Here is a 21,937-nt window from a genome sequence, read left to right on the forward strand (position 1 = left end):
GCTGCCGGTGCTGACGCTGGCGGGGTTGATGGTCAGGGTGACCGAGGAGGCGGCGGGGTTGGCGGTGTCGATGTGGGCGGTGGCGGTCCAGTCGGTGAACTGGCCGCGGACCTTGGTGACGACCGCGTGGCGGGCGACGAAGCCGAGGCGGCTGTGGGCGGTGTCGAGGGTGTAGTCGCCGCTGATGTCGGTGAGGGCTGCGGACTCGGTCATGGTGCTGGGCTCCTTGGTGGTGGCGAGGTTCGTTGAATCGTCAACGACTATGGAACCAATGGTGACACGTCAACCATTCCCCGGCAAGGCGTGTCCTGGGTCACAAAGATGAACGTGCAGAGAAATGCGGCCCCGGTTCGGTAGGTTCCGGACGTGACCGCGATCCCCCGACTCGTCGCTCTCGCCGTGCTGCTCGCCGGCCTCGCGGTCGCGGTCCCGCCGCCGGTCCTCGCGGCGCCGGTCGCTGCGGCAGCACCTGCCCCGGCGGCGGGCCTGGCCGTCCCGGCCGCCTCCACGGCGCGGCCGATCGACCATCGTACGGCGCAGCGCTTCGCCCGCGCCTGGGGTCGGCTCGCCGACCAGGGTCGCTGGCGCCAGGTGCGCGCCCGCTCGGTGGGCGGCGCGCACGGCGTCGCGCTGAGCGAGGTCAAGTGGTACGAGCGCACCTACGGCGGCGACCGGTACGGCGCGCTGGCCAGCGCCGGGAGCTGTGAGCGCTCGCTGTGGAAGCGCTCCGCGGTGGTCTGCTACGCCGGCGCGGGCGCGGAGATCCACGTGGTCCGGGTGCACGGGCGGCTCAAGGTCGGCGCGTTCGCGGTCCTCGACTGAGCACGTGCGAAGGCCCGCCCCCGGTCGTCGGGGGCGGGCCTTCGTCGTCGGTACGAGTCGAGCTGCGTCAGGCTGCGTGCGAGTGCGCGGCCACGGGCTGGCCGACCTCGACCCAGACAGCCTCCATCCGCGTGCGGCCGTCAGCGCCGGTCACGGGCAGCCAGCGCATCTCGAGATGAGTGGTCACGTTGGTGTTGGTCATGGGTCACCTCCTGTTCACCTTGTGTTCACCAAGATAGCACGCCCTCCACTCCGCGGGCCAGAAAACGGCTCGGACCGGCTCCAACGCTCCACCTCGACCCCTGGAATCGGCCGCCAGACGGCGCTCGTCCTCCACTGAGCGCATCTCGCCGGTGAGACGTCGTCGAAGGGGTCTGCTTCTTGCCCGATTCCGGGCAGGAAATTGCACAACGTCCCGCGATCCGGCACGCTCCTCCGGGTGTACGTCGACCCGCGGCTGCTGCGCCACGTCCAGGACAGCAGCGGGATGGACGCCGCGGAGGCGGCGCGACTGATCCAGGACGTGCTGGCCTTCCACGACGAGCCCGTCGAGGAGTGGGTCCGTCGCCGGCACCGCGAGCTGAAGACCTACGGCGCGCGCAATGAGCAGATCTTCACCCGGCTCCGCGAGGAGCTCCGGGCGACCGTCGTCGCCCCGCCGGACCTCTCCGAGCGGCAGCTGCGACGGATCATCTACGGCTGAGGGAGAACCAGAAGACCATGTGCGGCATCGTCGGCTACATCGGCGCCCAGCAGGCGGCCCCCGTGCTCGTGGAGGGACTGACCCGCCTCGAGCACCGCGGCTACGACTCGGCGGGCCTGGCCGTCCTCGGCGGCAGCGGGCTCAAGGTGGCCAAGCGCGCCGGCCGGGTGCGCGACCTCGCCGAGACCCTGCCCAAGCGCTTCGGCGGCAAGATCGGGATCGGGCACACCCGCTGGGCCACCCACGGCCCGGCCAACGACACCAACGCCCACCCGCACTCCGACACGGCCGGCCGGGTCGCGGTCGTGCACAACGGGATCATCGACAACGCCGCGGCGCTGCGCGCCGAGCTCGCCGAGGCTGGCGTCGTCCTGGTCTCCGACACTGACACCGAGGTGCTCGCCCACCTCGTCGCCCGCTCGACCGAGGCCACCCTGGAGCAGCGGACCGCCGAGGCGCTGGCCCGGGTCGAGGGCACCTACGGCGTCGCGGTCGCGCACGCCGACTTCCCCGACCGGCTCGTCGTGGCCCGCAACGGCAGCCCGCTCATCATCGGCGTCGGCGACAAGGAGATGCACGTCGCCTCCGACCTCGCCGCGCTGGTCCGCTACACCACGACCGTCGCGCACCTCGACGACGGCGAGATGGCGACCGTGACGGCGAGCGGCTTCACGACCTACCGGATCGACCCGTCGGGGCTCTCGGCCACCGACCGCCGGGCCAAGGAGGTCGACATCGACCCCACGGCGTACGACGCGGGGGAGCACGACTCCTTCATGCACAAGGAGATGCGGGAGCAGCCCGCCCGCGCCGAGGCGGTACTGCGGGGACGGCTCGACGAGCGCTTCGGCACCGGTCACCTCGGCGGGCTCAACCTCGACGCGCGCGAGCTGCGCGCGATCCGGCGGGTCAAGATCCTGGGCTGCGGGTCGGCGTACTACGTCGGTGAGATGGGCGCCTCGCTGATCGAGGAGCTGGCCCGGGTGCCTGCCGACGCCGAGCCGGCCAGCGAGTTCCGCTACCGGAACCCGATCATCGAGCCCGACACGCTCTACGTCGCGGTCAGCCAGTCCGGCGAGACCATCGACACCCTCCTCGCCGTCCAGGAGGTACGCCGCAAGGGCGGTCGCGTGATCGGCCTCGTCAACGTCGTCGGCTCGGCGATCGCCCGCGAGGTCGACGGCGGCATCTACCTGCACGCCGGCCCGGAGGTCGCGGTCGCCTCGACCAAGGCGCTGACCAACATGTACCTCGCGTTCGCGATGCTCGCCATCCAGCTCGGCCGGGTGCGCGACCTCTCGATCGCCGACGGCAAGCGCCTCATCGCGGCCCTCACCGCGCTCCCCGACCAGATCGAGCAGGTGCTCGCCACCGAGGAGGACCTGGCGCTCGTCGCGAAGCGGCTGGCCGAGGCCGAGAGCCTGTTCTTCGTCGGCCGGGTGCGCGGATTCCCGGTCGCCCGCGAGGGCGCCCAGAAGTTCAAGGAGATCAGCTACCGCCACGCGGAGGCCTACCAGACCAGCGAGCTCAAGCACGGTCCGCTCGCGCTGATCTCCTCCCAGGTGCCGACCGTCGCGATCGTCCCCGACGACGAGCTCGTCGAGCGCAATGTCGCCGCCCTGGAGCAGATCGCCGCCCGGGGCGGCCCGCTCGTCGTCGTCACCCACGCGGGCGTCGACCTCGGCGATGCCGGGGCGAGCGCGGCCCGCATCGACGTACCCCGGAGTGCGCGCGAGCTCGACCCGATCCTGCTGACGATCCCCCTGCAGGTGCTGGCGTACCACGCCGCGCTGAGCCTGGGTCACGACATCGACAAGCCGCGCAACCTCGCCAAGTCGGTCACCGTCGAGTGAACCGGTCCCTCAGTAGGGGATCCGCAGCGACGTGATGACCGGGCTGTGGTCGGAGAGCAGCCCGGCGTAGTAGCGCCCGTCGGCCGTCAGCGGCTCGTCGATCCGCCAGCTCGCCGCGTGGACACCGGCCGAGGTGAACACCCGGTCGAGGTGGTTGCCCGTGCGCGGGGTGACCAGCGGCGTGGTCGCCCAGCCGTGCGCGGAATTGCGGTAGGTCGGCGTCAGGAAGCGGGCCGCGATGTCGAACGAGTCGCGGTAGCCGTTGGCCTCCAGACGCGCCCGCGGGCCGTCGTACGCGCGCTGGCGGTGGGAGTTGAAGTCGCCCCCCAGCACCACCGGCGGCATCGGGCGGCCGGCGTAGCGGGTCGCGATCGCGCCGAGCAGCTCGAGGGTCTGCTTGTCGCGGCCCTTGTCGTACTTGGCGCCGATGGGGTGCACCAGGTGCACGCTCGCCACGACGACGTGCTGGCCGGTCTTGATGTCCTGGACCTCGACCCAGCAGGCGCCGTGGGACGGGTAGATGCCGCCGACCTGGCTGAAGATGATGCCCTGGTTGGTTCCCGCGACCACGCGGTAGGTCGACGTGCGCACGTAGAGGGCCTGGCGGCCGACCGTGTTGCCCTGGGCGGCGGTGCCGTCGCCCACCTGGCAGCCGCGGGTGTAGCCGCTGAGGTTGGTGTTGAGGTAGGGCGTGGCCGCGATCGCCTCCTGGACGGCGATGACGTCGGCGTTCATCCGCAGCATCCGGTCGCGCACGGCCGTCTGGCGCTTGGCCCACGACGGCTTGGTGCACATCGTGCTGCACACGTTCCAGGTGGCGAGGTCGAGCGCGAACGCGCGCGGCGGCGGGGTCCGCTCGGCGCGGGTGAGGAGCCGGCAGCCGGTGGTGCTGCTCAGCCCGGTGCCCCACTTGCTCAGCGCGCGCACCTGGAAGCAGTAGGTGGCGCCGGGGGTCAGCCCGCGCACCGTCCGCGAGCCCGAGATGTCGGCCTTCACGCTCTTGCGCTTGCGGTTGGACTGCACCGCGCCGGTGCCCGGCGCGTAGTCGACCTGGTAGCCGGTCGCACCGGCCACCCGCGGCCAGGAGAAGGTCACCGCGATGGTGCTCGGCGACGCCCCCTGGACGACCTGTCCCGACACCCAGGGCGCACCGACCCGGTCGAGCCGGGGCGTCGTACGGCACACGGGGCGCGACCACGGCCCCTTCCGGGAACCCGCCTTGGCGCGCACCTGGGCGCAGTAGCTCACCCCCTGGGCGAGGTTGCGCAGCACGACGGACCGGCCGCGGGTCGACGTACCGCTGGCGCCGGCCATCGTCGGCGACGTCGACCACCGCACCCGGTAGGTCCGCGCCCGCTTGGCGCGGTCCCACTTGACCGTGAAGCCCGCCCGGTCGCCCGAGATCGTCGGCTGCACCAGCCGCACGTGCTTGGCCTTGCCGGGCGGCGCCGCCCGCGCCGCCTCGGCCGCCGGCGGGGGCAGGGTGCCGAGGAGGGCGATCGCCATCGCGAGCGCGGCGAGGACGAGGGTGGTGGTGCGGGCGGGGGAGCAGGCGCCGTTCATGTCAGCGGACGGGGATCTCGAGCTCGGTGCGGACCAGGCTGTGGTCGGAGAGCAAGTCGGTGTACCGGCCGTTGCTGATCGGCTCGTCGATCTTCCAGCTCGCCACGTGGATGCCGGCCGACGAGAACACCCGGTCGATGTGCGCACCCCAGCGGGTGGACTCCTTCGGGGTGGTCTCCCAGTTGTTCATCGAGTTCAGCGAGGGCTGGCTCAGGAAGGCTCCGGCGATGTCGTAGGCGTCCATGAGTCCGGCGGGCTCCCACACCAGGCGGGGCCCGTCGAGGTCGTGGCCGCGGTTGGAGTTGGTGTCACCGGCGAGCACGAGGGGGGTGCTCGGGAACCGGGTCCGGATCCAGTTGACGAGCGTGCTCGCCTGGGCCCTGCGGTCCCGGTCGTCGGCCGCGGTCGGGCCCGGCTTGAGGTGCAGGCTGACGATCACGACGTTCGCACCACCGTTGGCCGGCTCGACCTCCGCCCAGCAGGCGCCGGGGTTGGTGCGCGGACCTCCGGTGGTGTCGCTGCTGTCGACCACGGTGTAGCGGTAGGTCCGCACGAACACGACCTCGGCCGCGGCGGAGCAGGCCAGCTCGTAGCCCGGCAGCAGCCGCGCGAGGTCGCTCGCCGCGGCGGGCGGGGTCTCCTGCAGTGCGGCGACGTCGACGTTCGCCTTCTTGATCCGGTCGGCGATCGCGCTGACCCGCCGGTCGAAGGGATGCGTGCGGCACGCGACCGGGCTGGCGCAGATGTTCCAGGTCGCGAGGTCGAGCTCCTGGGAGGTCGACGGCTTCCGGCGGTCCGGGGTCATCGTGTACTTGCAGTGGGTCGGGCTGCGGTCGCTGGTGCCGCCGGAGGTGATCGCGCGGACCTGGAAGCAGTAGATCTTGCCGGGCGTCAGGCCGGGCAGGACCACCTGGTTGGTGCTGGACCGGGCGGTACGCCGGGCCTTGTTCTCCCAGAGCGGGTACTTGGTGACCGGCTCGGGCGTGATCGCGTAGTCGAGCTCGTAGGCCCGGGCTCCGGCGGTCGCCCGCCAGGCGACGGTCAGCTGGGTGCGGGCGGACGTACCGGACCCGGTGATCGTGGCCGCCTTGACCCACGGCGAGGTCGACTGACCCGGCTTGGCGACCCGCAGGCACACCGGTGCCGAGCGCTTGCCCTTCTTCTTGCCCGCGACCCCGCGCACCTGGAAGCACCAGGTCTTGCCGACGGCCAGCCCGCGCACCGTGGCGGAGCGCTTGCGGACGGTCGTCGACCGCGCCTTCTTCATGGTCCGGGTCGGGGCCCAGAGGACCTGGTACGTCTTCGCGCCGGCGGCCTTGCGCCACGACAGGGGGACGTTGGCCTTGCTGCCGGAGATGCGGGCGTCGCCGAGGGTGACCGCGCTGACCGGGGCGGGCTTCTTGCGCGCGGCCACGTCGGCTGCCTGGGCGGGCGTGGTCGTCAGGGCGGCCAGGCTCGCCGAGATCGCCAGCACGGCGACCAGCAGCAGTGCCAGCGGGGTCCTCGTCGTACGCGTCACCGGATCGTGCTCCCTCAAATTTGGGTAAAACTCCGGACACGACCGTACGTCGTGACCGGCCGGGGTGCATCCTTTCCGTGAGCGTCGGGACCTCGGTCCCGGTGCTTCGGGCTGCCACGCGGCCGAGGGTGACTGAGCGCACCGCGCCGACGATCAGGGGTGAGAAGGCTCACGGCACTACCCTTGACGGGTGAGTGAGACCGCAGAGCACGAGACCGCCACGTTTGCCGACCTCGGTCTCGGCGAGCGGATCCTGAAAGCCCTCAAGGGTGTCGGCTACGAGTCGCCGTCGGCGATCCAGGCCCAGACCATCCCGCACCTGCTCGACGGGCGGGACGTGATGGGTCTCGCGCAGACCGGAACCGGCAAGACCGCCGCGTTCGCGCTGCCGATCCTCGACCGCCTCGACCTGTCGCAGAAGACGCCGCAGGCGCTGGTCCTCGCGCCCACCCGTGAGCTCGCGCTCCAGGTCTGCGAGGCGTTCGAGAAGTACGCCGCCGACCTGCGCGGCGTCCACGTCCTCCCGGTCTACGGCGGCCAGGGCTACGGCGTCCAGCTCTCCGCCCTGCGGCGCGGCGTCCACATCGTCGTCGGCACGCCCGGCCGGATCATGGACCACCTCGACAAGGGCACCCTCGACCTCAGCCAGCTCCGCTTCCTGGTGCTCGACGAGGCCGACGAGATGCTCAACATGGGCTTCGCCGAGGACGTCGAGACGATCCTCGCCGACACCCCCACCGACAAGCAGGTCGCGCTGTTCTCGGCGACCATGCCGAAGCAGATCAAGGCGCTGTCGTCGAAGTACCTCAACGACCCGGTGTCGATCGCGATCGAGCGCAAGACGCGTACGGCCGAGAACATCACCCAGCGCTACCTCATCGTCAGCTACCCCCAGAAGGTCGACGCGCTGACGCGCATCCTCGAGGTCGAGAACTTCGAGGGGATGATCGTCTTCGTCCGCACCAAGAGCGAGACCGAGACGCTGGCCGAGAAGCTGCGCGCCCGCGGCTACAGCGCCGCCGCGATCAACGGCGACATCGCCCAGCAGCAGCGCGAGCGCACCGTCAACCAGCTCAAGGACGGCAAGCTCGACATCCTCGTCGCCACCGACGTCGCCGCCCGCGGCCTCGACGTCGAGCGGATCAGCCACGTCGTCAACTACGACATCCCGACCGACACCGAGGCCTACGTGCACCGGATCGGCCGGACCGGCCGGGCCGGCCGCAGCGGTGACGCGATCTCGTTCGTCACCCCGCGCGAGCGCTACCTCCTCAAGCACATCGAGAAGGCGACCCGCTCCACGCTCGACCAGATGCAGCTCCCGAGCGTCGAGGCCGTCAACGTGACCCGCCTCGCCCGCTTCGACGACCAGATCACCGCGGCCCTCGAGTCGCCGCAGATCGAGTTCTTCCGCGACGTCGTCGGTCACTACATCCGCGAGCACGACGTGCCCGAGGTCGACGTGGCCGCCGCCCTCGCCATCGCGATGCAGGGCGACACCCCGCTCCTCCTCGAGCCCGAGCCGGAGCCGCGCCGCGGCCGGTTCGACGACCGAGGCGACCGGGGCGACCGGGGCGACCACCGCAAGCGCGACTGGAGCTCCGACGACGGCGACCGCGGTGGCCGGGGTCGCGACCGCGGCTCGCGCTCGGGCGCCCACCTGACGTCGTACAAGATCCAGGTGGGCAAGCGCCACCGCGTCGAGCCCCGCCAGATCGTCGGCGCGCTCGCCAACGAGGGCGGCCTCGACCGGCGCGACTTCGGCAAGATCACGATCCGGCCGGACTACTCCATCGTGGAGCTCCCCGCGAACCTCCCGCCCGAGGCCTGGGAGAAGCTCAAGTCGACCCGGATCAGCGGCAAGCTCATCGAGCTCGCGCGCGACTTCGGCCCGCCGAAGCGCTCGCGCAAGCCCCAGGACTGACCTAGGGTCGGGCCCCATGGGGGGTCCGCGCCGGATGCTCGCGACCGCGGCCTGTGCCGCGGTCGCGCTGCTGGCGTCCTCCTGCGGCGGCAGCAGCGGTACGACGCCCGCGGGCGCCGCGGATCCCGCAGCGGTCACCCCCTCCGGCCTGCCCGGCTCTGCGTCCCCGTCGGCGTCGGCGTCGCCGACCCAGGTGGACCGGCCGACGGAGGTCTCCCGCGACTCCGGCGCCCGCGCCGACGTACCGACCGTGGAGATCATGGCCCAGCTCGCCCGCCGGGCCGAGCGGATCGCCAAGCGCCTCCCGCAGGCACCCGTCCCGGCCGGCATCGACCGCGGCACCAACCGGGCGCTGGGCTACCAGCTCCTGCTGGAGTTCGGCTTCCCCGCTGACCAGTGGCGCTACCTCGACGCCCTCTGGGCGCGCGAGTCCGGCTGGAACCACCTCGCCGAGAACCCCAGCTCGGGTGCCTACGGGATCCCGCAGTCGCTCCCGGCGTCCAAGATGGCGGTCGTGGGCAGCGACTGGCGGACCAACCCGGAGACCCAGATCCGCTGGGGGCTGGCCTACATCGCCGCGCGCTACGGCAGCGCGCAGAAGGCGTGGGAGCACTCCGAGCGGGTCGGCTGGTACTGAGCAGTCCTGCGCGTCAGCGCGTGACGCCGGTGTCGGTGCCCGCCGTCAGCCACTCCGCGGCGTTGGCGACCTGCGCGCAGGACCCGTCCGTCGAGCAGTACTGCAGGGTCCGGTCGTGCACGAACGCGATCGTGTCCGGCCCGGCCCAGGTCACGTCGTTGGTGAGCGAACCGGTGGCGAACCGGCTGAGCCTCCGGCCGTCGTCGGCGGCGCGGACGACGACCGCGGAAGCCCCATCCGCGTTGAGGGCCCACGCCACGCTGACGAACCGCGTGCCGTCCGGCGAGTACGGCGAGGTGCTGATGATGTACTCGTCGCAGATCCGGCGGGGCCACCGGTTCTCCGCATCGGCGACCGGGCGGCCGGCCAGGCAGGAGAACGGGTCGCCCTCGGCCTCGCGGTCGGTGCCGACGACGTACGCACCGTCCGGCGACGCGGAGATCTGGTCGACCGGGGCGCCCTTGCTGATCACCTCGGTGCTCCCGTCGGTGTGATGCACGACCAGCGCGGGCTGCTTGCTGCCGGCCGGGAGCCAGCCGGCGATGACATCGTCGCCGGACCAGCCGATGTCCCCGGTCGGCCGGCCGGCCGGACGGAGCGGCAAGTCCCGCGCCCGGGCGGCCGGATCGGTCAGGTCGAGCCACTGGTAGCGCCGGCCGTGCACGAACGCCAGGCGCCGACCAGCGGCGTGGACGTCCCACACTGTCCCGTACGGGAGGCTGGCGACCTTGCGGACACCGCCGTCCTCGCTCACCAGGTAGGCGTCGTTCGTGTCGTCCTCCCACTTGCCGAGCAGCCAGCCGCCCGCGACCCGCTCCAGTGAGTTGGCGAATCCGATGATGGCGTCGCCGGTGTCGACCTCGCGGTCGCCGTCGTGGATCACGCCGTCGGCGATGTAGAACGGCGCGGGCCGGCTGCTGGAGACCTCGTCAGGCACGTCCACACGGCCGGTGCCCGGCGCGAGCAGTCCGGCGGTCGCCACCGCCCCGCTCGCGAGCACGGCGACCACCGCGACCACGCCGATCGTCTTTCGCTCCACCCTCGCTGCCCTCCCGCGGTGCTCCACTCCCGGGGTGAGCCTGGCACCGATTCCCCGGGCGTGTGCCCGGAACGGGCCGAGGTCAGTGCCCGGTGCGCGCGACCGCCGCGTCGGCCACGCACCCAGCCGCAGCCGCCATCCCGGCCGCGGCCGCGATGAGCACCGACGCCATCGGCATGGGCAGGCCGGCGGGGGCGGCGAGGTCGCCGGCGGCGAAGACGCCGGGGACGCTGGTGCGGCCCAGGACGTCGACGACGACCGCGCCGAGCTCGGTCACGTCGAGGCCGAGCTGCTCGGCGAACGGGGTCGCCTGGGTCCACTCGGTCTTGACGAAGAGGCCGCCGAGGTCGAGCGAGGTGTCGTCGCCGAGGTCGACCGCCAACCCCACCTCGGTACGACGCACCGCGCGCACCGGCTCGCCGACGACCCGGGCCCCCACCCGCGCGAGCGCCGCGGTGGTCGCCTCGTCCAGGTCGGCGCCGTCGGCCAGGACGACGAGGTCGCCGGCGATCGGGGCGAGCATCCCGGCGAAGTGGGCGGCCTGCGGGCCGGCGCCGAGGATGCCGACGGTCCGGCCGGCGAACTCGTGGCCGTGGCAGAAGGGGCAGTGTGCGACCAGGTCGCCGAACTGCTCGGCCACGCCGGGGACGTCGGGGAGGTGGTCGGTGACGCCCGTGGCGAGCAGCACCCGGGTGGCCCGCAGGTGGGTGCCGTCGGCGAGGTCGAGGGTGAAGTCGCCGAGCTCGCCGGAGACGCGGAGGACCTCGACGTCGCGGAACTCCACGTCGTCGTACTGCTCGGCGTCCTTGCGGGCCGCGACGCGCAGCTCGGCGGGCGGCTCGCCGTCGTGGCCGAGGAAGTTGTGCATGTGGATGGCGGGATCGTTGCGGTAGCGGTCGGTGCCGAGCACGACGGCGCGCTGGTGCATCCGGCCGAGGGTCTGGGCGGCCTGCAGGCCGGCCGAACCGGCGCCGACCACGGCGACGTCATACCGCTCGGAGGGCTGTGCTGCGTTCATGAGGATCTCCTTCGCACGAGATGGTGGACTTGCGCAGGTCAACAGCCTGTGACTTCATGTCAACATGAAGTCAAGTCGTGAGGTCAAGTGGTCGGTCGGCGAGCTGGCGGAGCGGTTCGAGCTGGAGCCCCACGTGCTGCGCCACTGGGAGGACAAGGGTCTCCTGGAGCCCGAGCGCGACAGCGCCGGGCGCCGGGTCTACGTCGAGGACGACGCCTACCGGGTCGCGGTGATCCTGGTCAGCAAGGCCTCGGGGATGAGTCTCGACCAGATCCGGGTCCTCGTCGACGCGACCGCCGACGGGCGCCGTGACGCGCTCCGGCAGCACCTGGCCGAGCTCGACCGCCGGCAGGCCGAGCTCGAGCGGTCGCGGCACATGACCGAGCACGCGCTGGAGTGTCGCGCGCACGACATCGCAACCTGCCCGGGCTTCCGTGCGCACGTCTCCGACGTGGTCGAGGGCACCCGGCGGGGGCTGCCGTTGTCAGGAGTCCGTCACTCGTGATGGAGTGACCTGGCTCACATTCCGCTCCCGTGAAGGCGGCGTCATGTCTCGGACCGCTCGTGCACTGCTCTCCCTCGGCGCCGGTCTCGCGGCCGCGCTCGTCTCCGTCGTCGGCGTCCCCGGTCCGGCTCAGGCCGCCGCGCCGTCGTACGTCGCGCTGGGGGACTCGTACTCCTCCGGCGTCGGCACCCGCAGCTACCTCAGCGACGGGACGAGCTGCCAGCGCTCGTCGTACGCCTATCCGCGGCTGGTGGCGGCCCAGAAGGGCTACGCGCTGAGCTTCCAGGCCTGCTCGGGCGCGACCGTCAGCACCGTGACGAGCGGCCAGCTCGGCGTGCTGTCGAGCGGCACCGACTACGTGTCGATCTCCGTCGGCGGCAACGACGCGGGCTTCACCGGGGTCCTCACCGAGTGCGCGAAGCCGGGCTGGATGTCCAACTGCAATGCGGCGATCGACAAGGCGCAGGCGTTCATCAACGGCACCCTGCCGGGTCGGCTCGCGACGCTGTACGCCGCGATCAAGGCCAAGGCGCCCACGGCGGTGGTGGTCGTGGTCGGCTACCCGCGGCTGTTCATGGGGGAGGACTGCAATGCGGCGACCTTCTTCTCGCCCGCCGAGGAGACCCGGCTCAACGCGACCGCCGACCTGCTCAACGCCAAGCTGTCCGCGGCGGCGAGCGCCAAGGGCTTCAAGTGGGCCAACCCGACCTCGCGCTTCACCGGGCACGCGGTCTGCGACGCGCCGGAGTGGCTCAACGGGCTGTCGAACCCGATCAGCGAGAGCTACCACCCCAACCGGCTCGGGCACTCCTCCGGCTACCAGCCGCTGGTCGCGGGGCTGCTCGTCGGCTGAGCGTTCCGGTTCCGTCGTGCCCGGCTGGTAGAACCGTCGCATGCGGCGATCCTCGGCAGCCCTCGGCACCCTCCTCGTCCTGGCGGGTGCGCTGAGCGCCTGCTCCGGCGACGACTCCGGCAAGCGCGCCCAGGCCGTCGTCGCCCAGCTCGCCGGTGCGCTGACGGTCGCCGCGACCCCCGTCGAGGGCGACAAGAGTGCCTCCCCGGCCCCCGACCCGCTCGCCACCGTCCCGTTCGCCGGTGCCGACGGCGCCAAGGTCGGCAAGGCGTACGCCGACCTCGTGGCCGGCATGGACGGCATCGCCCCCAAGGTCACCGTCCGCGAGGTCGACGACGAGGCGACGAAGCCGACCGCCACCCTCGCCTGGTCCTGGCCGGTGGTCGACGGCGTCGACCCGTGGACCTACGAGACCACCGTCGGACTCGTCCAGGACGGCGACCGCTGGTCGGTCACGTGGGCGCCCGACCTCGTCGCGCCCGACCTCGCCGAGGGCGACACGCTCGACGCGGTCACCCTGCCGACCGATCGTGGTGACATCACCGGTGCGGGCGGCTCGGTGCTGGTCACCGAGCGCTCGGTGGTCCGGGTCGGCATCGACCGGATCCGGGTGCCCGTCGCCGACGCGCCGGCCTCGGCCCGCGCGCTCGCCCGGCTGGTCGGCATCGACGTGGCGCCGTTCGTCAAGGCGGTCAAGGACGCCGGGCCGCGCGCGTTCGTCGAGGCGATCACCTACCGCGCGGACGCCGTACCGCAGGGGGTGCGCGAGCGCATCTCGTCCATCACCGGCGCCCACCAGGTCAGCGCCCAGCTCTCGCTCGGCCCCTCGCGCGACTTCGCCGCGCCGATCCTCGGCCGGGTCGGCCCGGTCACCGCCGAGATGGTCGAGAAGGACCCCGACGCCTACCGCAGCGGCGATGTCGCCGGCATCTCCGGCCTCCAGGCCCGCTACGACGACCAGCTCCGCGGCACGCCCGGACGAGTGGTCCGCGCCGTGCCCGCCGCCGACGACGCCCAGAGCCGCGAGCTCTACCGCCACGACGCCGTCGCCGGCAAGAGCCTCGCGATCACCCTGGTCGAGCGCCTCCAGACCCTCGCCGAGCAGGTCCTCGCCGACGTCGGTCCGGCCAGTGCCCTGGTCGCGATCCGCCCGAGCGACGGCTCGATCCTCGCCGCCGCCAACGGGTCGGGCACCGGCGGCCAGAACTACGCCACCTTCGGCCAGTTCGCCCCCGGCTCCACCTTCAAGGCCGTCACCTCGCTCGCTCTCCTGCGCGCCGGCCTGACCCCCGACACGACCGTGCGCTGCACCCCGACGGTCACCGTCAACGGCAAGCAGTTCAAGAACTACTCCGACTACCCGGGCTCCGCGATCGGCACGATCCCGCTGCGCGAGGCGATCGCCCAGTCGTGCAACACCGCGCTCATCAACCAGCGCGCCGACCTGTCCGACGGCGACCTGTCGGGGGCCGCGGCCACGCTGGGCCTGGGGGTCGACCACGACCTGGGGTTCCCGTCGTACTTCGGGGAGGTGCCGGCCAAGCCCGTCAGCGAGACCGAGGGCGCGGCCGACCTGATCGGCCAGGGCAAGGTCCTCGCCTCGCCGATGGCGATGGCCACCGTGATCGCCAGCATCCAGGCCGGCAAGACCGTCGTCCCCCGCCTCGTCGACCAGGTCAAGGTCGCGGTCCCCTCCGCCACCACCCCGCTCACCGCCGCCGAGGCCCGCCAGGTCAAGGCGATGCTGCGCGGGGTCGTCACCGGCGGCAGCGGGCGCGGGCTGCTCGACGTACCGGGGCCGGAGGTGATCGCCAAGACCGGCACCGCCGAGTACGCCGACGGCGGCACCATCAAGACCCACGCCTGGATGATCGCCGCCCAGGGCGACCTCGCCGTCGCGGTGTTCGTCGAGACCGGTCAGTCCGGCTCCCAGACCGCGGGCCCGCTGCTCGAGGCCTTCCTGCGCGGCGCCCGCTGAAGGTCCGGCCCCGCTCGCCGGTAGCTGCGGATCACGGAGCGGCGAGGACCGCCGACACCGCGTAGTGGTCCGACGGCGAGGTCGTGCCGCTGCCGAGGTCGTACCACTGCTTGTGGATGTCCACACCGGAGACGGTCAGGCCCTGATCGGCGAAGATGTAGTCCCAACGGCTGCGGTCATCGCTGCGGCGGGTGTTCCAGCCCGTGTTGAAGGTCGCGTTGGCCGAGCTGCAGGCCGCCTTCATCGCGACCGTCGGGTTGAGGTCGAACGCCCCTGCCCCGGAGCTGGCCAGGTCGAGCAGCCGGATCGGCTTGCCCTTCTTCTTCGGTGACGAGCACTTCGGAGTGGTGTTGTTCAGGTCGCCGACGACGATCGGGATCGCCCCGGTCGGCCGCTGCGCGACCAGGGCCCGGACCTTCTTGGCCTGCTCGATCCTCCTCTTGAGGCAGTCGAACGCGGTGAAGTGGACCGACCACACCGAGTAGACCTTCCCGGTCGTCCGGTCCTGGAGGTCCGCCCGGATGTAGCGAGCGCCGGGGCAGGCCTTCGAGCCGTCCGTGAGCTTGCCCGTGGCCTGGTCGATCTTCTTGAACCGATCGTCCCGGAAGTAGATCGACAGCTTGGCCTGCAGGTTCGCCCGGACGACGCTGTAGGTGCCGGCGAGCCTGGCGTCGAGGTCCTTGTTGCTCTTCTTCGTTGCTCTTCTTCCTGACCTCCTGCAGCCCGAGGATGTCGGGGGCCAGGAACTCGATCTGGTCCTGGAACGCCTGCGCGCGCTTCTTCTTCCACGGATGGGCGGCGTCCTTGGTCTTGATGTTGTAGGTCGTCACCTTGAACGTGGTCGAGGCCGCCGACGTCACCCGCGCGGCGGCGTCGGCGGCGGGGTGGTAGTCGGCAGTGGCCGAGGTCGGCGCGGCGAGGCTCGCGCCCAGCGCGGTGGCCGTCAGCAGGGCCAGGGTGGAGAGTCCGAGAGTCCGAGTCATAGCCCGGCATGCAAGCACGGTGTCGGGCGAGCCACAACGGAACGGGTCGAGCTGTGCGCAGAACGACTGGTCACGGTGCGGAAAACGGAGCGAGCCCCTCATCGCATGGGGTCGACAAGGGGCTCATGTCGTATCGGTGCTCCCTCCGAAGTACGACTGGACTCACGATAGCGCGTGGGTCGTGAGGGTCAAAGCCGAATCGACGATTTTCTCGGCGTCCGGCGTAACGGACCGGATCCCGCGTCGTTGCCCCTGCCTCGTCGAGGAGCGGAGTGCAAGAGTGGGCGCATGAGCTTCCGTGAGCGCCTGCACCACCTGCTGCCCGAGTCGCGCCGCCAGCTGTACGTCGGGGGCGCGTGGGTGCCGTCCGGGAGCGGGGCGCGGTTCGACGTGCTCGATCCGGCGGACGGGTCGGTGCTGGCCGATGTCGCCGACGGCACGCTGGACGACGCCCGCGCGGCGCTGGATGCGGCGGCGGGGGCTCAGGAGGCGTGGGCGGCGACGGCGCCGCGGGAGCGGGGCGAGATCCTGCGGCGGACGTTCGGGCTGGTGACCCAGCATGCCGACGACCTGGCGCTGGTGATGAGCCTCGAGATGGGCAAGCCGATCGGGGAGGCCAAGGGTGAGGTGACCTATGGCGCCGAGTTCCTGCGGTGGTTCTCCGAGGAGGCGGTGCGGATCCATGGCCGGTGGATGCAGAACCCGGCGGGTGGGAGCCGGCTGTTGACCGTGCGCAAGCCGGTGGGGCCGTGCCTGTTCATCACGCCGTGGAACTTCCCGCTGGCGATGGGCACCCGCAAGATCGGGCCGGCGATCGCGGCGGGGTGCACGATGGTGGTCAAGCCCGCGGGGCAGACGCCGCTGACGATGCTGCTGCTGGCGGCGCTGCTCGAGGAGGCGGGGCTGCCGGCCGGCGTCCTCAACGTGGTGACGACGACCGACTCGGGTGGGCTGAGCAGCACGCTCCAGGCGGACGCGCGGCTGCGCAAGGTGAGCTTCACCGGGTCGACGTCGGTGGGCAAGCGGATCGTGGAGCAGTCGGCGGGTCAGCTCCAGCGGGTGTCGATGGAGCTGGGCGGCAATGCGCCGTTCCTGGTGTTCGCCGACGCCGACCTCGATGCGGCCGTCGAGGGCGCGATGATCGCGAAGATGCGCAACATGGGCGAGGCGTGCACCTCGGCCAACCGGTTCCTGGTGGAGGCGAGCGTCGCCGAGGAGTTCGGGACCCGGCTCGCCGAGCGGATGGGTGCGCTCAAGGTCGGGCGCGGCCAGGAGGTCGGCGTCCAGGTGGGTCCGCTCATCGACGACAAGGCGGTCACCTCCGTGGCCGCGCTGGTCGACGACGCCGTCGACCGTGGCGCGCGGCTGCTCACGGGAGGACAGGCGCCCGAGGGTGGCGCGGGCTTCTTCTACCCGCCGACGGTGCTGGCCGACGTGCCGGCGGACGCCGACGCGGTGCGCAACGAGATCTTCGGACCGGTCGCGCCGATCACGACCTTCACCGAGGAGGACGAGGCGATCCGGCTGGCCAACGCCACCGAGTACGGCCTCGCCGCCTACGCCTACACCCGCGACCTGGCCCGCACCATCCGGCTGGCGGAGCGGCTCGAGACCGGGATGCTCGGCATCAACACCGGTCTGGTGTCCAACCCGGCCGCGCCGTTCGGTGGCGTCAAGGCGAGCGGGTTCGGTCGCGAGGGCGGCTTCGAGGGCATCGAGGAGTACCTCGACACGACGTACGTCGCACTGCCGGTGACGTGACCGAGCAGCTCACCCCGCTGACGCCCGCCCCACGGGGGTGGCTGCGGGCCTTCCGGCCGTTCCGGCACGCGTCCTACCGGCGGCTCGGGTCGTCGCTGGTGCTGACCAGCTTCGGCGGCGGCGTCTGGGTGGTGGCGCTGGTCTGGGAGGTGATCCGGATCGGCGGCGGCGCCAGCGCGCTGTCGCTGGTGACGACGGCGGGCGCGGTCGGCGTCCTGGTGCCGGCGCTGCTGGGCGGCGTGGTGGCCGACCGGGTGCCGCAGAAGCTCATCCTGCTGGTGACCACCTCGGTCGAGCTGGCCGGGATGGTGCTCGTCGCGGTGCTGTCGTTCGCCGACCTGACCCAGCTGTGGCACCTGGCCGTGGTCGCGGCGGGCGCCGGGATGGCGATGGCGTTCTACTACCCGGCCTACTCGGCCTGGCTGCCGGCGCTGGTGCCCGAGGAGGACCTGCTCGCGGTCAACGGCTTCGAGGGCATGGTCCGCCCGACGATCGGCCAGGCGCTCGGGCCCGCGGTGGCCGGCGCGGTGGTGGGTGCGGCGTCCTCGTCGGCAGCGATCGCAGTGGCCGCGGCGGCCTACCTGGCCGGGCTGCTGGTGCTGACCCTGGTGCCGCTGACGGCGGTGCGCCGGGAGAAGCCGGCCCCGACCGAGAGCGGCACCGAGGCGGCGGCGCTGGCGACCGCGCTGGCCGACATCCGCGAGGGCTTCGCCTACATGGTGCGGACGCCGTGGCTGCTGGCCTCGCTGCTGTTCGCGTCGGTGATGATCCTGGTGATCATGGGGCCGCTCGAGGTCCTGGTGCCGTTCCTGATCAAGGACGACCTCGGCGGCGGTCCGCGCGACCACGCGCTGGTGATGGCGGGCTTCGGCCTCGGCGGCGCGGTGGGCTCGCTGGTGACGGCCTCGCGGCCGATGCCGCGGCGCTACCTGACCTGGATGATGCTGATGTGGGGCGCGGGCTGCTTGCCGTTCCTGGCGGTCGGGTTCGCGACGGCGGTCTGGCAGGTGGTCGCGGCCGCGGCGGTGATCGGTGCGCTGTTCGCGGCGCCGATGGTGCTGTGGGGGACGCTGCTCCAGCGCCGGGTGCCGCCCGAGCTGCTCGGCCGGGTGGCCTCGCTCGACTTCTTCGTCTCGATCAGCCTGATGCCGGTCTCGATGGCGCTCGCCGGACCGGTCGCCGAGCTGATCGGGCTCAAGGCGACGTTCACGATCGCGGCCGTCGTCCCCGTCGTGGTCGCGATCGTCGCGGTGGTCGCGGCGCGGCTGCCCGCCGACGAGATCGCGCACCCGCTGCGCGACGAGGGGTGAGCCTCAGCCGGTGGTCGGCAGGCTCGCCTCGAGGCCGGCGAGCACCCGGTCGAGGTTGAAGTCGAAGACCGCGGCGGACGCCGCCTCGGCGTCCTCCGACCAGGTGTCGAAGTAGGCGTGCATGGCCTCCCAGGCGGGCGCCGTCCCGGGGGCGGGGGCGACCTTGCGCATCCGCGCCGGTACGTCGCCCGCGCCGACCCCCGCCGCGGTCCGCTCGTCGCCGAGCGCGACGAGCAGGATGGCGCTGTTGAGCAGCAGCGAGTACGCCCGGGGCGCGTCCGCGCCGAAGCCGGCGTCGAGGAGCAGCGTCACCCCGCGCTCCATGATCGGCATCGCGGCCGGTACGCCGGCGCCGTCGCGGCTGAGCCGGAGCGCGACCCCGCGGTAGCGGCGCAGCACCGTGCGGCCGTCGGTCAGGAAGGTCCGGAACCACTCCTGCCAGGGCAGGTCCGCCGGCGGGTTCGTCATCTCCGCGACGACCCGGTCGACGACCGCGACGCAGACCTGTTCGCGGGTGCCGACGTGGTGGGTGATCGTGTTCGGCCAGGTGTCGAGGGCGGTGGCCAGGTCGCGCAGGCTCCAGCCGTCGATGCCGTGCTCCCGGGTGAGCTCGAGGGCGGTCGTGACGACCCGTTCGGGAGTCACCGGCGAGCGGGAGGGACGGGCGGACACGGGACCACCGTGCCATAAATGGGTTGGCACGCCAGCAACTTAGGGTTACCTTATTGGACACTGTCCAAGAGGGAGTTCGCATGTCATCCCCCGCCCCCCTCGCCACGTCACCGGAGGCCCCGACGGCCGCCGCCCAGCGCCGTCCCGGCCTGGTCCTGGCCGTGGTCTGCCTGTGCCAGCTGATGGTCGTCCTCGACATCACGGTGGTGAACGTCGCGCTGCCCTCGATCCGCGACGACCTCGGCTTCGCCTCCGCGGACCTGCAGTGGGTGGTCAACGCCTACACGCTGACCTTCGGCGGACTGCTGCTCCTCGGCGGCCGGATCGCCGACCTGTTCGGGCGCCGCAAGGCGGTCCTGCTCGGGTTGAGCATCTTCGCGATCACCTCGCTCGCGGCCGGGCTCGCCCAGGACCCCGGTCAGTTGATCGCCGCCCGCGCGATCCAGGGCATCGCCGGCGCCGTGCTCCTCCCGGTCAGCCTGACGATCATCACGACCACCTTCCCGGAGGGGCCCGAGCGCCGTCGCGCGCTCGGGATCTGGTCGATGGTGGCCGGCTTCGGCAGCGCCAGCGGCGTCCTGCTCGGCGGCGCGCTGACCCAGGCGCTGAGCTGGCCGTGGGTGTTCTTCGTCAACCTGCCGATCGCGGCGCTCGCCATCCCGCTGGCGCTCGTCGCCGTCCGTGACCTGCCGCGGCGCCGGCCCCGGCTCGACCTCCTGGGCGCGGTGCTGGTGACGGCGGCGACCTCGCTGCTCGTGTACGCCGTCGTGCGCACCGACCGCTACTCCTGGGGCTCGGCGCACACGCTGGGGCTGCTCGGCCTGAGCGTGCTGCTCGGTCTCGCCTTCGTGTACGTCGAGGCGCGGGTCGCGCGCGAGCCGCTGGTCCGGCTCGGGCTGTTCCGCCAGCGCTCGCTGGCCGTGGCGGGGACGTTGATCTTCTTCATCGCCCTCGGCCAGTTCGGCGCGTTCTACCTGGCCTCGCTCTACCTCCAGAACGTCCTGGGCTACACGCCGCTGCAGGCCGGGCTGTCGTTCGTGCCGTTCAGCATCGGCACCGTCGCCGGGACCATGGTCGGGATGCGGGTCGCCGCGGCCCGCGGGCCCTTCTGGCCGCTCGTGGGCGGGCTGGCGCTGACCGCGATCGGGATCGGCTGGTTCGCGACGATCGACGTCGACGGTGGCTTCGTCGGCAACCTGCTCGGCCCGTCGATCGTGGCCAGCGTGGGCCTGGGCGCGTGCTTCGTGACCGCCACGATGGTCGGCACGAGCGGGGTCGACCCGGCGGAGGCGGGCCTGGCGAGCGGCGTCCTCAACGCGGCGCGCCAGATCGGCGGCAGCATCGGCCTGGCCATCCTGGTCACCATCGCCGACAGCACGACCCGCGACCACGGCGGCCCGCCGCTGGTCGCGCTCAACGCGGGCTACGCACGGGGCTTCCTGGTCGCGGGCTGCCTGCTGGCGCTGGCCCTGGCGGTCTGCGTGGTACTCGCCCCGCGGCGCTCAGCCGTCGAGTGAGCCGAGCACCCGGAGGTTGTGCCGGTAGCCCCGGAGCTCGTAGCCGACGACCGTCACCCACGGCGTGAGCGCCACGACCAGCAGGCACCAGACCAGCGCGACCCCCGCGGCGGCGAGCAGCACCGAGCCGACGACGAGCGCGGCCGAGATCGCCAGCAGGACCACGTGGAGCGAGTCGAAGCTGCGGGTCTGCACGGTGTAGCCGGCGTACAGGAAGGCGGTGAACAGCGCGACCGGGATCGCCACGGAGAGCACCGAGCCGACCAGACCGATGTGGTACTCGTGGCTGAGGTAGTAGGCGCCCACGTGCAGGCCGGCGCCCACCGCGACGATGCTGCCGAAGAGCGGCATGTGTCCGTAGCCGAACGAGAACGAGCGTTCGCGGTGGGCATGCAGGATGTCGGCGAACGGGATCACGAAGTAGCTCCACCAGATGCCGAAGGTCAGCGAGATCCCGGCCAGGGCGAGCCACGCGATGTCCCAGGTCAGGCCGTCGGTGGAGAGCTCGCTGATCGCGGCCATCGTGCCGATCATCCCCTCGCCGAGGGCGATGATGACCATGAGGCTGTAGCGCTCGGCGATGTGGTGGGCGTGCCAGGGCGTCCCGCCGCGGCGGGTCTCGGCGTACGCCGGGCCGCCGATCTCGATCAGGAACGGGATGACCATGAGCGCGAACGTCGTCCCGACCGGCAGGTCGACCAGGGCGAGCGCGCACCAGAACACCTGGGCGACGAGGATCGAGATGATATAGGCCTGGCAGGCCGGTCGCCGTGCTGTGTCGTGCCGGCCAGCGCGCCACCACTGCAGGACCATCGCGACCCGCATGACGACATAGCCCCAGACCATGACGTCGTTGTCGAGCGTCTCGCCGTGCTCGTAGATGGAGGTGAACATCGGCTTGAGGCCGATCGCGAACACCAGCACGCCGATCATCTGGAGCATGGTGGTGAGCCGGTAGATCCAGTCGTCGGTGTCATAGGCCGAGGCGAACCAGGTGAAGTTGATCCACGCCCACGAGACACCGAACGTCGCGAAGCAGAACCCGAGGATGCCCGCCCAGACGTGCTCCTCGGCGACCGCGTGGGCCAGCTCGTTGGCGGCGGTGCCGAAGGCGACCACGAAGGTCAGGTCGAAGAGCAGCTCGAGGGGGGTCGCGGCCCGGTGGCCCTCGTGCGGATCGCGGCCGAGCATCCGACGGGTGCGGTGACGGACGTTCGGAACGGCGGTCTGCTCGGACATGCGCGGGAGTCTAGGCCGCGATCTGCGGGCTTGCCGACCGG

At 72.1% G+C, this 21,937-nt stretch carries 20 protein-coding genes; 11 read left to right on the forward strand and 9 right to left on the reverse strand.

Going from position 1 to position 21,937, the window contains the following annotated elements:
* A partial coding sequence (locus CCO04_RS23840) for a YceI family protein (protein WP_215816674.1) occupies positions 1-213 on the reverse strand: 213 nt, incomplete at its 3' end.
* A gap of 153 nt (positions 214-366) precedes the next feature.
* On the opposite strand from CCO04_RS23840, the gene CCO04_RS23845 reads away from it, so the two are divergent.
* Positions 367-822: a hypothetical protein gene (locus tag CCO04_RS23845; protein WP_215816675.1), complete on the forward strand. Its 456-nt coding sequence runs from the start codon at positions 367-369 to the stop codon at positions 820-822.
* 67 nt (positions 823-889) lie between these two features.
* Here the strand turns inward: CCO04_RS23845 and CCO04_RS29370 are convergent, their stop codons facing one another.
* The gene (locus CCO04_RS29370; RefSeq protein ID WP_255319147.1) at positions 890-1,024 is read right to left on the reverse strand and encodes a hypothetical protein; all 135 of its coding nucleotides are present in this window, start codon (positions 1,022-1,024) and stop codon (positions 890-892) included.
* A 237-nt stretch (positions 1,025-1,261) separates the two neighbouring features.
* On the opposite strand from CCO04_RS29370, the gene CCO04_RS23850 reads away from it, so the two are divergent.
* Entirely contained in the window at positions 1,262-1,525 is a 264-nt protein-coding gene (locus CCO04_RS23850; protein ID WP_308281490.1) for a hypothetical protein, read from the forward strand.
* Positions 1,526-1,542: 17 nt separating this feature from the next.
* Positions 1,543-3,378, forward strand: a complete 1,836-nt coding sequence (glmS, locus tag CCO04_RS23855; RefSeq protein WP_215816676.1) for a glutamine--fructose-6-phosphate transaminase (isomerizing) — start codon at positions 1,543-1,545, stop codon at positions 3,376-3,378.
* A gap of 9 nt (positions 3,379-3,387) precedes the next feature.
* Here glmS and CCO04_RS23860 read toward each other — a convergent pair whose 3' ends face one another.
* Both CCO04_RS23860 and CCO04_RS23865 read right to left on the reverse strand, forming a co-directional pair.
* The gene (locus CCO04_RS23860; RefSeq protein ID WP_215816677.1) at positions 3,388-4,941 is read right to left on the reverse strand and encodes a fibronectin type III domain-containing protein; all 1,554 of its coding nucleotides are present in this window, start codon (positions 4,939-4,941) and stop codon (positions 3,388-3,390) included.
* Between the two features lies 1 nt (position 4,942).
* Positions 4,943-6,460: a fibronectin type III domain-containing protein gene (locus CCO04_RS23865; RefSeq protein ID WP_215816678.1), complete on the reverse strand. Its 1,518-nt coding sequence runs from the start codon at positions 6,458-6,460 to the stop codon at positions 4,943-4,945.
* A 190-nt stretch (positions 6,461-6,650) separates the two neighbouring features.
* Between CCO04_RS23865 and CCO04_RS23870 the strand changes: the two genes are divergently transcribed.
* Both CCO04_RS23870 and CCO04_RS23875 read left to right on the forward strand, forming a co-directional pair.
* Complete coding sequence (locus tag CCO04_RS23870; protein WP_215816679.1) at positions 6,651-8,384, forward strand: DEAD/DEAH box helicase; 1,734 nt, start codon at positions 6,651-6,653, stop codon at positions 8,382-8,384.
* Positions 8,385-8,400: 16 nt separating this feature from the next.
* Positions 8,401-9,021 (forward strand): transglycosylase SLT domain-containing protein, encoded by a 621-nt coding sequence (locus tag CCO04_RS23875; RefSeq protein WP_215816680.1) that lies wholly within the window; start codon positions 8,401-8,403, stop codon positions 9,019-9,021.
* Positions 9,022-9,034: 13 nt separating this feature from the next.
* Here CCO04_RS23875 and CCO04_RS23880 read toward each other — a convergent pair whose 3' ends face one another.
* Both CCO04_RS23880 and CCO04_RS23885 read right to left on the reverse strand, forming a co-directional pair.
* On the reverse strand, positions 9,035-10,060 hold the full coding sequence (locus tag CCO04_RS23880) for a hypothetical protein (protein WP_215816681.1): 1,026 nt from the start codon (positions 10,058-10,060) through the stop codon (positions 9,035-9,037).
* Between the two features lie 82 nt (positions 10,061-10,142).
* Positions 10,143-11,078: an NAD(P)/FAD-dependent oxidoreductase gene (locus CCO04_RS23885; protein WP_215816682.1), complete on the reverse strand. Its 936-nt coding sequence runs from the start codon at positions 11,076-11,078 to the stop codon at positions 10,143-10,145.
* A 64-nt stretch (positions 11,079-11,142) separates the two neighbouring features.
* On the opposite strand from CCO04_RS23885, the gene CCO04_RS23890 reads away from it, so the two are divergent.
* The 3 genes from CCO04_RS23890 to CCO04_RS23900 are packed head-to-tail and all read left to right on the forward strand — an operon-like array spanning position 11,143 to position 14,414.
* Entirely contained in the window at positions 11,143-11,583 is a 441-nt protein-coding gene (locus CCO04_RS23890) for a MerR family transcriptional regulator (protein WP_215816683.1), read from the forward strand.
* Positions 11,584-11,626: 43 nt separating this feature from the next.
* Positions 11,627-12,436 (forward strand): SGNH/GDSL hydrolase family protein, encoded by an 810-nt coding sequence (locus CCO04_RS23895; RefSeq protein ID WP_215816684.1) that lies wholly within the window; start codon positions 11,627-11,629, stop codon positions 12,434-12,436.
* 40 nt (positions 12,437-12,476) lie between these two features.
* A complete protein-coding gene (locus tag CCO04_RS23900) occupies positions 12,477-14,414 on the forward strand; it encodes a penicillin-binding transpeptidase domain-containing protein (protein ID WP_215816685.1) in 1,938 nt (645 codons plus the stop codon).
* A 31-nt stretch (positions 14,415-14,445) separates the two neighbouring features.
* On the opposite strand, the gene CCO04_RS23905 is transcribed toward CCO04_RS23900, so the two are convergent.
* Positions 14,446-14,892, reverse strand: coding sequence for a hypothetical protein (locus CCO04_RS23905; protein ID WP_215816686.1), 447 nt, complete (start codon positions 14,890-14,892; stop codon positions 14,446-14,448).
* Positions 14,893-15,685: 793 nt separating this feature from the next.
* Here CCO04_RS23905 and CCO04_RS23910 point away from each other — a divergent pair.
* Both CCO04_RS23910 and CCO04_RS23915 read left to right on the forward strand, forming a co-directional pair.
* Positions 15,686-17,158, forward strand: coding sequence for an NAD-dependent succinate-semialdehyde dehydrogenase (locus CCO04_RS23910; RefSeq protein ID WP_215816687.1), 1,473 nt, complete (start codon positions 15,686-15,688; stop codon positions 17,156-17,158).
* Positions 17,155-18,468 carry an MFS transporter gene (locus tag CCO04_RS23915; protein WP_215816688.1) on the forward strand — a complete coding sequence of 438 codons (1,314 nt, stop codon included), beginning with the start codon at positions 17,155-17,157 and terminating at the stop codon, positions 18,466-18,468. Before CCO04_RS23910 ends, CCO04_RS23915 begins: the two co-directional genes overlap by 4 nt.
* Positions 18,469-18,471: 3 nt before the next feature.
* On the opposite strand, the gene CCO04_RS23920 is transcribed toward CCO04_RS23915, so the two are convergent.
* Positions 18,472-19,140: a TetR/AcrR family transcriptional regulator gene (locus CCO04_RS23920; protein WP_215816689.1), complete on the reverse strand. Its 669-nt coding sequence runs from the start codon at positions 19,138-19,140 to the stop codon at positions 18,472-18,474.
* Positions 19,141-19,220: 80 nt separating this feature from the next.
* Between CCO04_RS23920 and CCO04_RS23925 the strand changes: the two genes are divergently transcribed.
* Complete coding sequence (locus CCO04_RS23925; protein ID WP_215816690.1) at positions 19,221-20,657, forward strand: MFS transporter; 1,437 nt, start codon at positions 19,221-19,223, stop codon at positions 20,655-20,657.
* Here CCO04_RS23925 and CCO04_RS23930 read toward each other — a convergent pair.
* Complete coding sequence (locus CCO04_RS23930) at positions 20,643-21,896, reverse strand: low temperature requirement protein A (RefSeq protein WP_215816691.1); 1,254 nt, start codon at positions 21,894-21,896, stop codon at positions 20,643-20,645. The genes CCO04_RS23925 and CCO04_RS23930 overlap by 15 nt on opposite strands.
* Between the last annotated feature and the right edge of the window lie 41 nt (positions 21,897-21,937).

The sequence above is a fragment of the Pimelobacter sp. 30-1 genome, from assembly GCF_018831735.1.
GTDB lineage: Bacteria > Actinomycetota > Actinomycetes > Propionibacteriales > Nocardioidaceae > Nocardioides.

Coding starts and splice junctions, on each gene's coding strand:
- CCO04_RS23860 (WP_215816677.1), bottom strand. CDS start 4,941: ATGAACGGCGCCTGCTCCCCCGCCCGCACCACCACCCTCGTCCTCGCC.
- CCO04_RS23895 (WP_215816684.1), top strand. CDS start 11,627: ATGTCTCGGACCGCTCGTGCACTGCTCTCCCTCGGCGCCGGTCTCGCG.
- CCO04_RS23885 (WP_215816682.1), bottom strand. CDS start 11,078: ATGAACGCAGCACAGCCCTCCGAGCGGTATGACGTCGCCGTGGTCGGC.
- CCO04_RS29370 (WP_255319147.1), bottom strand. CDS start 1,024: ATGACCAACACCAACGTGACCACTCATCTCGAGATGCGCTGGCTGCCC.
- CCO04_RS23875 (WP_215816680.1), top strand. CDS start 8,401: ATGGGGGGTCCGCGCCGGATGCTCGCGACCGCGGCCTGTGCCGCGGTC.
- CCO04_RS23910 (WP_215816687.1), top strand. CDS start 15,686: ATGAGCTTCCGTGAGCGCCTGCACCACCTGCTGCCCGAGTCGCGCCGC.
- glmS (WP_215816676.1), top strand. CDS start 1,543: ATGTGCGGCATCGTCGGCTACATCGGCGCCCAGCAGGCGGCCCCCGTG.
- CCO04_RS23930 (WP_215816691.1), bottom strand. CDS start 21,896: ATGTCCGAGCAGACCGCCGTTCCGAACGTCCGTCACCGCACCCGTCGG.
- CCO04_RS23890 (WP_215816683.1), top strand. CDS start 11,143: ATGAAGTCAAGTCGTGAGGTCAAGTGGTCGGTCGGCGAGCTGGCGGAG.
- CCO04_RS23925 (WP_215816690.1), top strand. CDS start 19,221: ATGTCATCCCCCGCCCCCCTCGCCACGTCACCGGAGGCCCCGACGGCC.
- CCO04_RS23900 (WP_215816685.1), top strand. CDS start 12,477: ATGCGGCGATCCTCGGCAGCCCTCGGCACCCTCCTCGTCCTGGCGGGT.